The following is a 9,764-nucleotide window of genomic DNA, read 5'->3' as shown; positions in this document are numbered from 1 at the left end:
CGTCGCGCGATGCCGGCCCGCTGCAGCGTCTTGGTGCTCTCTGATGTGCTCGGAGATGATCTCGATACCATTGCCTCGGCACCCTTTCGCCCGGCAGCGGCTGTCAGTCGCCACACGGCGCGAGCGGAGATCGAGCGCCTTGGATTGCGGCTCCACCTTCCCACTGCCGTGCTGCGCTTTTTGGACGATGCAGAGGCAACAGCGGTGGAGCCGGGCGTGGCGGCGGATAGGAATCCAACGCACACCGTCATTGCCAACAACGCCCAAGCGGTGGCCGCGGCTGCCGCAGAGGCACGCCGTTTGGGTTATCGGGTGGAACAGTGGCCCGGGCCTTTAGCCGGACCGGTGGAGTCGCTGGTCGAGGCGTGGTGGCAAACGATAGCAGAGATCGATCGCAGCCAGAGGCCGGTCTGTCTGCTCGGTGGAGGCGAACCGACGGTCACATTGCCGCCGTCGTCGGGGGAGGGCGGACGCAGCCAGCACGCCGCCTTGCTATTGGCGATCCAAGCGCGAGGCCGTGATGACGTCACCTTGCTCTGTGCCGGTACCGACGGCAGCGATGGACCGACCACCGCCGCCGGGGGGTGCGTTGATGGCAGCACCGCTGTGCGCATGGCGGCGGCTGGCTACGACCCGGTTCGTGCCGTCGAATGCTTTGCCTCCGGCCCGGCGCTAGCGGCCGCCGGTGCGCGGCTGGTAACCGGACCGACCCAGACCAACGTTATGGACCTGTGGGTGGCGGTGGTGGGATGACTGCAGGGTGGGGAGTCGTCGATGCGAGCCTCTCGATCCGTCTTTTACGAACTGCTCCGACGGTGAAAACACTGTACATTGGCCCATATTTTATGAAGCCTGAAATCAGTAGCACGCCGTAGCGCAGAACCACGAGGGGAAACCCGCCTGCGAATTATGCTGCGCGCCCTTGCAAGGGCTCCATGGAGTGATTGAATCCTCTACTATTTTTATAGTATGGGCATGAAGTAGCGGAACTCCCCCGCGGTGCGCCGTTCGACCTTGCTACCCTGAGCCAGTTCGGGGTGTCGCTCCAACTCGCCGCCCACTTCGCCGGCGGCGGGTGGCTCGTGCGCTTGGCCCATGGCGTCTATGCCTTCCCGAACGATGAGTTCGGGGTCTACGGTGCGCTGAAGTTCCTGCAACAGCGCCTGTCCGGCCTGCACGTCGGCGGCAAGAACGCTCTGGCCCTGCAGGGTGTGCGCCACAACCTGGGTAGCCGGGAAACGCTGGTGCTGTGGGGCGAGGCTCGCTTCACGTTGTCGGCTTGGTTCTCTTCGCGCTTCCCGGCCCGCTATGTCCACGCCCGCCTGTTTGACTGGCCGGACATGGCGCTGGCGGGCAAGACCCTGATCACGCCGCCTGGCTTGCCCCAGGATCTTTGGGTGTCAGCCTCCGAGCGTGCTGTTCTGCAGATACTGTACTGACACGGGGCTCAAGCAGAGCCTTGATGAGGCCCGCAACCTATTTGCTGGACTGCACCCCCCTCGTAAGGACTGACTCGGGCAGCTGCTCTCCTGCTGCGCTAGCGTGAAGGCCGTGCGCTTGTTCCTCACCTGGGCGCGTGAGACCAGCCTCGTGGACGTCGATGCCCTGCTGCTGGAGCAGTACCCGGTTCGCACCGGCAGCAATACGCGCTGGATGAGACGGCTCGATGACGGCACCTGATTGAGCCTGAGACCACATGAATAAGGCCTTCGCGGATACCGTTTGCCTGCTGCTGGCCGTCGCGCCCGACGTGTTCGTTCGCGATATCTTCACCATGAAAGGGGGTACGGCGATTAGCCGCTTCGTGCAGGATATGCCGCGCCCGTCGGTGGACATCGACGTGGTGTACCTCCCGTGGCAGACGCCGCGCGACGAAACGCTGCAAGCCATCATCAACCAGGAGCTCTGATCGCTATTGCCACGCGCGTTGCGCCACTGGGCGTCCAGATACGCTTGCGTAATCAGCGGCGGGTAGCATCTGTATCATAGTCGTATCGATATGATCGTATCGATACGATACACGGGCGCTGCGGGGTGGCTCGCGGCGATCCAGCTCAGAAGGAGGATCGGCATGGCGCCGGCAATGCAGTACGGAGTGAGCCGAGAACAGGTCTTCGCGGCCGCCGATGAGATCGCAGCGCAAGGGGGGCAGCCGAGTATCCGCCTCGTGCGAGATCGATTGGGGACCGGTTCGCCGAACACCATCCAGAAACACCTCGCACAGTGGCGTAAGCAGCAACCGGCGATTAAGGCAGGGGGCGAAGCGTGCGAGCTATCCCGCGAACTGCGCGATGCCGTCGCCAACGAGCTGCGCCGGAGTGCAGAGGCGGCAACGACGGAGTTACGCGAGCAGTTGGCTATCGCCCAGGACGAGAATCGGCAACTCGCCGAATCCAGCGAGCAGGTTGAGCAGGAGCGCGATGATGCCATAGCACGCGCCAATCAGCTGGAAGCGGAGCGCGATGCGCTGGCCGGGCGAGCCGAGGAGCAGGCGCAGACGCTGGAGCGTCTGTACGAGCAAATCGAGGCGCACCGGCACACCGCCGATGAACTGCGCACGCAGCATGCACAGGCGAGCAGCAGAGCGGAGATGCTTGAAGAGCAACACGAGGTGATGCGGCAGGAACTCGAGGAGACAAAGCAAGCCGCCCAGGCGGCTGAACAGCGTACCAGCGATGCCGAACGGACGGCTGCCGTTGCCAATCGCCACGCAGAAGACCTGGGCGAGGCAAAGGCAGCGCTGCAGGAAGAGGTTGCGCGGCTTCGTGAGCAGGTCAATCAGCAGGTTGAGCGTGCAGAGGCGGCGGAGGGGAGGGCTGTCGCGGCCGAGAAGGAGCTCATAGAGCTGAAGGCGCGGGAGGCGGCGGCGCTGCAGCAGGCAGAAGCCGCCACAAAGCAGGCGGAGCGAGAGGCTACTGCCCGCAAAAGCATCGAGAGCCGTGTGCAGAAGTTGGAAGAGAGATTATGGGGGTAGGCGTGCGGTCATGGACAGGCTGGCGGTTGGCACTAAATTAGGCGACCGAACGGGACCCTCTAATGCGCCGTTCTACGATCGCTCCGCAGCCCTGCGCAGGCGGCTGCTGAGCCAAGGTGCGGCGGCGATGGTGGCGAGCACGAAGATCCAGAGGTTGCCAGCGGCCGGGCTGTACTGCAGCTGCACCTGTGCCCACGTCTGGCCGAGCAGCACCATGCCGAGGGCGAGCTCGAAGAGGATCGTCAGCAGCAACCAGTAGCCGCCGATCGCGAGCAGAACCGGCAGGGAGTGCCGACTGTGTTCAGTCATACCGAAGTAGGCGATTGCGATCACCAGTGCGGAGAGTATGAGGCCACTCAACGGCAGCGCGAGTTCGGGGCCGATCAGTGGTTCAAGCAGCACCTCTCGAGCGATGCCGTTGCCGACCGCCAGCCCGCAGATCACCAGCCAGAGCACGGTGGCTCTGCGAAAGAGGGAGGAGAGAGTCGGTGGTGGGGCGGTATACTCCATGAAGTGTTCCTGTGGGTTGAGTGTGGTGTGGGTATGCTGTCTATCATTCTCCCCTGGCCCGGGTTTACAACGAGGCGGTGATCGACGCAACCTCGATAGGAAGCTGATTGTAGGGTGCTGAGTAGTTGGCCGCTGCAGCTGACTGATCGCCATCCCTTGCGTGAGGAGGTGGGTTTTGGGTAGCGTAGGGCGGTGGTTGCTTCACATTCCCCCGTGCCAACGGGGATAGTTCGATGAGTTGTTTGATATGTGATCAGGGATGATTTTTCCCCCGCGTCAGTGGGGATTTGGCTAGCTGGGTTTGTTTGCCGATCAGTGGCTATGCTGGCTCGATGATGGTGAAGTGGCCCGGTGTATGATCAATGCCCAATCGGCTGTTTGGAAGGGGATTGCTAGGCGACGATTTCCTCCCGCGGTGGTGGTACCGGAATGGCGCAGTACGATTACTCAGCATAGATCATCCGCCGCGTCATGCCGCCGTCTGCTGCCCAAGATTGCCCCGTGATGAAGCCCGCCTCAGCGCTGAGCAGAAAGGCGGTGAGTGCAGCGATGTCCGCCGGAGTGCCGACCCTGCCGACCGGATGCTGTGCGTGATCGGCTGCGGTCAGCGGTTCGGCGCGTTGTGTTGCCGGCGAGCGTGTATCGATCCACCCCGGATGGATGCAGTTGACCCGCACCTGCGGCCCGGCGGAGATGGCCAGGGCGTGGGTGAAGGCCTCTAGGCCGCCCTTGGTGGCGGCGTAGGCTTCGGTGTGGGGCTCCGATTGCCAGGCGCGAGAGGATCCGATATCCACGATAGCGCCTCGTTGGGCGCGAAGCAGGGGCAGGGCGTGCTTGCAGAGCAGGAAGGCTCCGGTGAGATTGGTATCGAGGTACGCTTGCCACTGGTCCAAACGGAGTGTTTCGACTGGCTGATGGCCGGGATCACTGATGGCGGCGTTGTTCACGAGCCCATCGAGCCTGCCATGGGCCTGCTGCACCTCGTCCAGCACCTGCTCAATACTGCACTCATCGCGCACATCGAGGGCGATCGCTGTAGCTTGGGAACCGATACGCTCTGCGGCGGTCCGGCACTCCGCCTCGTCGAGATCGCCTATGATCACATGCCAGCCGTCGTCGGCCAGACGCTGCGCGATGCCGTAGCCGATCCCGCGGGCTGCACCCGTAATCAGGCAAACCGGTTGCTCGTTCATACTCTTCTCCCTTCGGCAGCAGCGGACGCTTTGCTCCCTCAGTGATCAAGACCGTTCCCCCCCCACCCCAGATCGAGCTGCTCCGCCTGCTCGGCAAGACGATCGCGATCGGCGTGGACGTACTGCGACAGGCTCTGCAAGGAGGCGTGGCGCGAGGCGGCGCGGGTCTCTTTCAGCGACCAGCCGTGATCGAGCCGATGGGTGATGCCGGAATGGCGCAGCCAGTGGGTCGAGGCGTGGCGCAGTGTTTCGGCCCCGGCCGGGTGATCGGCGGCGATGCGCTCGGCGGTCGCCAGAAAGAGCGATTTGACGATGCGATAGATCGTGGTGCGATGGACCGGCTGCCAGCCGTCGCGCTGCGGGTAGAGGCTGACGACCATCGGGGTCTCCTCCTCGGCGGCCGGGTAGGGCGGCAGTCCGAGGTGTTCGCGGTAGCGGGCGAGCTCGCCGATCAGGCTGGAGGGAACCGGGACGTGATCGGCGGCGTCCTCCGGGCGGCGGTGCTTGCCCTTCACACGCCACCACCACTGCTCGGCGTGCGGCCGGCGCACCCGGTAGAGATCGCCCATGCGCGCCTGGGCAAACTCGCTGGCCCGGGCGAGTAGCACGTAGAGCGCCGAGAGCACCCAGCGGGCGCGGTGGTAGCGAGCCTGCTGCGTAGCCGTCTGCTGCGGGAGCTCGGCCAGGGTTCGACCAACTTCGTGCCACAGGCCTTCATCGAGGAAGCACTCCTGCACCGCCGCTCGGCGCGGTGGCCGTGCTAAGTGCGTGGCCCCGGCGACGGGATTGAGACGCAGATAGCCCTGCTCGACGAGGTAGCGGTAGCAGCGGCTGACCACTTGCAGCGCCTGGTAGCGGCTTCTTCCCTCCAGTGGCTTACTAAAGGGTCGCCAACGCGGGTCGTTGCGCGGGCACTCGGGGCCGTACCAGTGCGGCCACTGCTCCGGGCTGCGCAGCAGCTGCTCATAGAGCATGACATCGTCGGGGGTCGCCTCAGCCAGTGCCTTACCGCGCTCGATGCCGAGCCAGAGCAAGTAGCGTTCGATCTCGTGCTGATACTGCGTGCGCGTCATCGGGCTCTGTAGGTGGCGGCCGAGCCAGACGGAGACGGCATCGAGATCACTGCGGCAGTGGGCGAGCAGGCCGCCGTCAGCGGTATTGAGGTAGCCGCGGCCGCCACCACCGACGGGGACCGGTCCGAGACCTCCGGGGTGCGGAGTCGGGCAGGGGGCGTAGTCGGCGTGCAGCGCCCACGGCAGCCAGCCGTAGCCGGCGGGGAGGAGGGGACCAGTGGTGGCGGAACGCGCGGTGATGGCGCCGTCTGCTTCAGGCGGCGGAGGCGGAGGAGAGAGCGCAGTGGGTGGGGTGGGATCGCTCATCGTGTGCGGGTGGTCTCTTGCGGTTGTATTGCTCAGTCGACGAAGGACGGGGTCACGAACAGATACCAATCTAGCACGCGGGGGTCTCTGTCCATGCGGAGGATCCATTGGGGCACGCCGTAGAAGCTTCGGAGGTCTCCAGCGCTTGAGTGCGACTAGCTGCCACACGGTGTTTCCTAGTCAGCGGGAGGCTGCATCTGTAGCTTGTATCGTATCGCTGCGATATCTTTCGGCACGGTAGCCCGTGGTGATCGAATTCAGGGTAGAACAGAGCAAGTTTCGTCAAGGCACTGATCATCCCGTGGCCCACTCGCTTGGCGTAGGGGCAAGAAATGGTTGAGGCCAATGATTATCTCCGCACACATTAACAACCCGATCAGCCAGGGGCATTTTTTCGAGGTCCGACTGGAGTTTTTTGCAGGCTTGCGCGAACGCAAAAAACGTCACTGTTCCAGCTACCATACCTCCAACGAGAGGGATGGCACGACCCGCCCACTCGGCGAACTTTTTCTTAGTCAACCTAACGCCAAGCCATTTTGCTATTTTTTTTGATATGTTATATATCGCGTACTTTGTCAGCGGCACTTTGGGCAGGCGCGTGACAGCTGTTTTCGCTATCTTCTCAGCCGCTTGATGCACCGCCTTCTGCGCAGAGTGAGCACCGAACATTGAGCCGATGAATACAGTTATAATCTGACGCCCTTCGTCGTCATAGCCTTCCTCTGGTCCCATAAGTTCCGGCCACCCATGTAAATAAGCCAGTTTCTGGGCGATAATGACAACATGGTAAAAAAACTGGGTGATATCCGCTGGAATCGTAGCCGCCAGCCACCATTTTCCAGGAATTCCCGAAATTGCTGAGACTGCCGTAACGCCGGTCTTATGCCACCTAATGGAGTTGTTAGAAACCCGCTTAATTGTCTCTTTTGATATTCCAGCTGTGGCCGGGCCGAGCTTTATGGCCTCTTCAATTTCACGTGTAGAAGCGTAGTTTTGCAGTGCAGATCGCAAAAAACTCTCGCGGTCTACCTTTGCGCCGGGCATCGACAATACCGTGCTCAGTACTCTGTCCCACGTTTGGGTAGATATATCACGTCCCATATTCACCTCCAGTCGTTTACCCGCACAACGGTTTTGTTAACCGGTCCAGTCACCCAAGTTGCCCGGCTTTGTCGGACCGGAGTTGACCGCGTCCGTTTGACCCCTATTGTTAATGGCTTTTCCTATCTTAGTAGGCAAAGTGTCCGAGAATCGGATCAATCTTTATAGGTTTTGAGGTGATTCCCTTGATTTCTTCCGTGGTGATTGTCGATGGGTTTTTAACCGATACTAGCGAAGTCTTTGATAATCTGCGCCGCTTTGGCCAATTGACGTGAGCACCGGACCTTGTAGGCAGCGAGGATGTATTGTTTGCAGGCTCATGGTGTGACCTCAGTAGCTGTTTCAAGGCCAAAGGATGGCATCTGGGACGGTGGAAGGGCAGAAATCGCAAGCTTTCTGCCAGTAAAAGGACCGGTAGATCTCAACCAAATCAGTCGTCTTGATTTTTCAACTGACTGTTTAGAAAGATGAATCAAGCTATGACTGCCTCAGTGTAACGCAGTGGTAGCAGCGGAGTGACGCTGGCCTTCGAGTTACAGGCTATGGTTAGGCACCTTGAAGACACTGTAGACACCAGACTTCAGAGTCCTCGCCTTTCTGAATCTTGTCGGCGTACATCCGCTGATCGGCCAGTGCTAGTAAGCAATCCGGTTCAACGCTGTCGTCCGGACACAAAGCGGCCCCGATACTGATCACAAAACGGACACCATGACCCCTGATTTGGGCAGGCACTTCCAGTGTTTCGGAAAACCGCTGGCACAGTCCATCCAGCGCTTCTCGATCCCTCAGTTCGCGCAAAAGCACCACAAACTCATCACCGCCTAGGCGAATCACCTCGTCCGCTGGACGCAGACAGCTGACTAACAGTTCTGCTAGTTTCACCAGGGCTGCGTCGCCAAAGGCGTGACCGTAGGTGTCATTGATCTTCTTGAATCCGTTTACGTCGATGATCACCAACCCAAATCCGGGTTCGCCTTTTTTTTGGTTACACTTCAGCCGAGACGCCAGACGTTGTAAGTTATCATTCAGCCGGCGGCGGTTCGGTAGCCCGGTAAGTGGATCGTGCTGTGCGATATGCTCGATGCGGCGCTGCGCCCGTAGATTGGCTGCCATAGCCAAGCCGTAGGTCCAACCTAGGGTCCACGGAATAAACATGAAGGTGATCGCGCCGGTTGCTCGATTATAGTTATCATCGACCCCGATTGTGCCCATTGCCGCGAACCCCCAGCGGTAAGCCAATGCCAACACCATCAGCATAAAGAAGAAAGCGGTAATGCCGTATATGAGGCGCTCCAGTTCCTCGCTGCGCCACATCAAGCAAATCGCCGTGACCGCCAAAATGATTGCTAAGTTGGCGTCTAGGATTAGGTAGCGCAGCTGATGGTGGTCGAGACTAAGATAGAGCAGAAACAACACTACTGCGATATACAGCCCATACCACGGTAAGCGACGTCGCTCATTACCCAAACCTCTGAAGCGTAAAATCCCTTCGAGCAACAGCAAGCCGGCGATCAGTGCGGCGGCATTGTTTGCGAAGATCGCCTTACTGCCAAGATGATCCCCAAACCACAGTGGGATGAAACCGAACGCAACGATCATGCTGCCAACGGCCCACAGTGCAGGTCCCTGTTCGCTTCGGTTGATTCTCCACACCATCCCCATTACTACAGCAGCAATCACACTGACCGTCGAGAGGATCAAACTCATGGTTGGCTGATCTAGGTCCATCTATTCCCTCTCAACGAGTCGATTGTCATTACTGCTACAGCCCAAGACAACAGCAAGTCGCAGCCCCCCGTTGGGGGTTGGCGCCACCCTTAGCCGAAGTAGAAGAACTGCGGGTCGGCGGGCTTTTCAGCGGTGCCGAGGGTCACCAATGGGTATCTCGGCTCTAGTGGCAGGAGGGCAAATTGATCGACCTCCGTATCGAGCACGTCTGCCATCTCTAGGTGCAGTGCCTCGCACTCGGCCGGGGTCAGCCAGCACTCATAGGCCGACTTTTGGCCGCCGCTGGCGTAGCCTTTGACGACGCGCACTGCTTTAGCCAGACGGCGCGGACAGCGAATATCGTAGAAGGCGAGATGGAGCTTGCGAACCATGGTGTGTCCTCTGCGGCCGAGCCATGTGCTGGGTGCACAAGATGACACCCAAAACGGCGGAGAGGCATAAACGGGAAGCTTGCCAAGCCGCATCGATCGGCCTCGACATAGTGGTGATTGCAACGCAAGCGTAAGAGGAACGTCAGTTCCAAGAAAAACTAGTCGGAAGGGCGTCTGGGTGCGGACATTGGCTCCCGGGCGATCCAGCTTTTTATTGCCAGTGCCTCATGCAGTGCCTGCAGCACCCCTTCTCAAACAGGGCAGTCCTCAAACAGATCGTCTCGACTGCTGATGGTAGGATGCGAGGTCCAGGACTTTCAAGGTGTGCAAACATGCCGTTATGAATCAATATGTTGCAGGACTCCTTGCAGCGTTCTCTGGTAGCAAATTGCGATCCCGACTTGCTGCGGTGGCTGCCCTATCAAGCGGTTGCGGATGAGCAGCAGGGACTCACCTTGAAAGGCCTGGATGCGAGGTCTTAATCCCTTCTCAAACAGGGCAGTCCTCA

Annotated in this window: 11 protein-coding genes; 5 read left to right on the top strand and 6 right to left on the bottom strand. The window is 60.4% G+C overall.

The annotated features are described in order from the left end of the window. The 5 genes from CKO15_RS13095 to CKO15_RS13080 form a co-directional block, all read left to right on the top strand. The coding region (locus CKO15_RS13095; RefSeq protein WP_200197097.1) for an MOFRL family protein at positions 1–753 on the top strand (753 nt) is incomplete at its 5' end. A gap of 284 nt (positions 754–1,037) precedes the next feature. Continuing rightward, complete coding sequence (locus tag CKO15_RS14795; protein WP_476729773.1) at positions 1,038–1,439, top strand: AbiEi antitoxin N-terminal domain-containing protein; 402 nt, start codon at positions 1,038–1,040, stop codon at positions 1,437–1,439. Positions 1,440–1,551: 112 nt separating this feature from the next. Further along, positions 1,552–1,680 (top strand): hypothetical protein, encoded by a 129-nt coding sequence (locus tag CKO15_RS14790; RefSeq protein ID WP_476729772.1) that lies wholly within the window; start codon positions 1,552–1,554, stop codon positions 1,678–1,680. A gap of 16 nt (positions 1,681–1,696) precedes the next feature. Next, positions 1,697–1,909, top strand: a complete 213-nt coding sequence (locus CKO15_RS13085; RefSeq protein ID WP_476729771.1) for a nucleotidyl transferase AbiEii/AbiGii toxin family protein — start codon at positions 1,697–1,699, stop codon at positions 1,907–1,909. A 162-nt stretch (positions 1,910–2,071) separates the two neighbouring features. After that, on the top strand, positions 2,072–2,974 hold the full coding sequence (locus tag CKO15_RS13080) for a DNA-binding protein (RefSeq protein ID WP_200197095.1): 903 nt from the start codon (positions 2,072–2,074) through the stop codon (positions 2,972–2,974). Between the two features lie 72 nt (positions 2,975–3,046). Here CKO15_RS13080 and CKO15_RS13075 read toward each other — a convergent pair whose 3' ends face one another. The 6 genes from CKO15_RS13075 to CKO15_RS13050 all read right to left on the bottom strand — a co-directional run bounded on the left by CKO15_RS13075 (position 3,047) and on the right by CKO15_RS13050 (position 9,256). Beyond that, positions 3,047–3,484, bottom strand: coding sequence for a hypothetical protein (locus CKO15_RS13075; protein WP_200197093.1), 438 nt, complete (start codon positions 3,482–3,484; stop codon positions 3,047–3,049). Positions 3,485–3,927: 443 nt separating this feature from the next. Next, positions 3,928–4,677: an SDR family oxidoreductase gene (locus tag CKO15_RS13070; RefSeq protein ID WP_200197091.1), complete on the bottom strand. Its 750-nt coding sequence runs from the start codon at positions 4,675–4,677 to the stop codon at positions 3,928–3,930. Positions 4,678–4,715: 38 nt separating this feature from the next. Then, a complete protein-coding gene (locus CKO15_RS13065) occupies positions 4,716–6,056 on the bottom strand; it encodes a tyrosine-type recombinase/integrase (protein WP_200197089.1) in 1,341 nt (446 codons plus the stop codon). A gap of 294 nt (positions 6,057–6,350) precedes the next feature. Further along, a complete protein-coding gene (locus CKO15_RS13060) occupies positions 6,351–7,157 on the bottom strand; it encodes a hypothetical protein (RefSeq protein ID WP_200197088.1) in 807 nt (268 codons plus the stop codon). A 546-nt stretch (positions 7,158–7,703) separates the two neighbouring features. Beyond that, complete coding sequence (locus CKO15_RS13055; protein ID WP_200197086.1) at positions 7,704–8,885, bottom strand: GGDEF domain-containing protein; 1,182 nt, start codon at positions 8,883–8,885, stop codon at positions 7,704–7,706. Between the two features lie 89 nt (positions 8,886–8,974). After that, positions 8,975–9,256 (bottom strand): CRISPR-associated endonuclease Cas2, encoded by a 282-nt coding sequence (locus tag CKO15_RS13050; RefSeq protein WP_200197083.1) that lies wholly within the window; start codon positions 9,254–9,256, stop codon positions 8,975–8,977. Positions 9,257–9,764 lie beyond the last annotated feature (508 nt).

Source organism: Halorhodospira abdelmalekii (assembly GCF_016583625.1).
GTDB lineage: Bacteria > Pseudomonadota > Gammaproteobacteria > Nitrococcales > Halorhodospiraceae > Halorhodospira > Halorhodospira abdelmalekii.
Note: the sequence above shows the minus strand (reverse complement) of the source record. Positions and strands in the feature narration are given on the sequence as shown.

Coding starts and splice junctions, on each gene's coding strand:
- CKO15_RS13050 (WP_200197083.1), bottom strand. CDS start 9,256: ATGGTTCGCAAGCTCCATCTCGCCTTCTACGATATTCGCTGTCCGCGC.
- CKO15_RS13085 (WP_476729771.1), top strand. CDS start 1,697: ATGAATAAGGCCTTCGCGGATACCGTTTGCCTGCTGCTGGCCGTCGCG.
- CKO15_RS13055 (WP_200197086.1), bottom strand. CDS start 8,885: ATGGACCTAGATCAGCCAACCATGAGTTTGATCCTCTCGACGGTCAGT.
- CKO15_RS13060 (WP_200197088.1), bottom strand. CDS start 7,157: ATGGGACGTGATATATCTACCCAAACGTGGGACAGAGTACTGAGCACG.
- CKO15_RS13065 (WP_200197089.1), bottom strand. CDS start 6,056: ATGAGCGATCCCACCCCACCCACTGCGCTCTCTCCTCCGCCTCCGCCG.
- CKO15_RS13075 (WP_200197093.1), bottom strand. CDS start 3,484: ATGGAGTATACCGCCCCACCACCGACTCTCTCCTCCCTCTTTCGCAGA.
- CKO15_RS13070 (WP_200197091.1), bottom strand. CDS start 4,677: ATGAACGAGCAACCGGTTTGCCTGATTACGGGTGCAGCCCGCGGGATC.
- CKO15_RS13080 (WP_200197095.1), top strand. CDS start 2,072: ATGGCGCCGGCAATGCAGTACGGAGTGAGCCGAGAACAGGTCTTCGCG.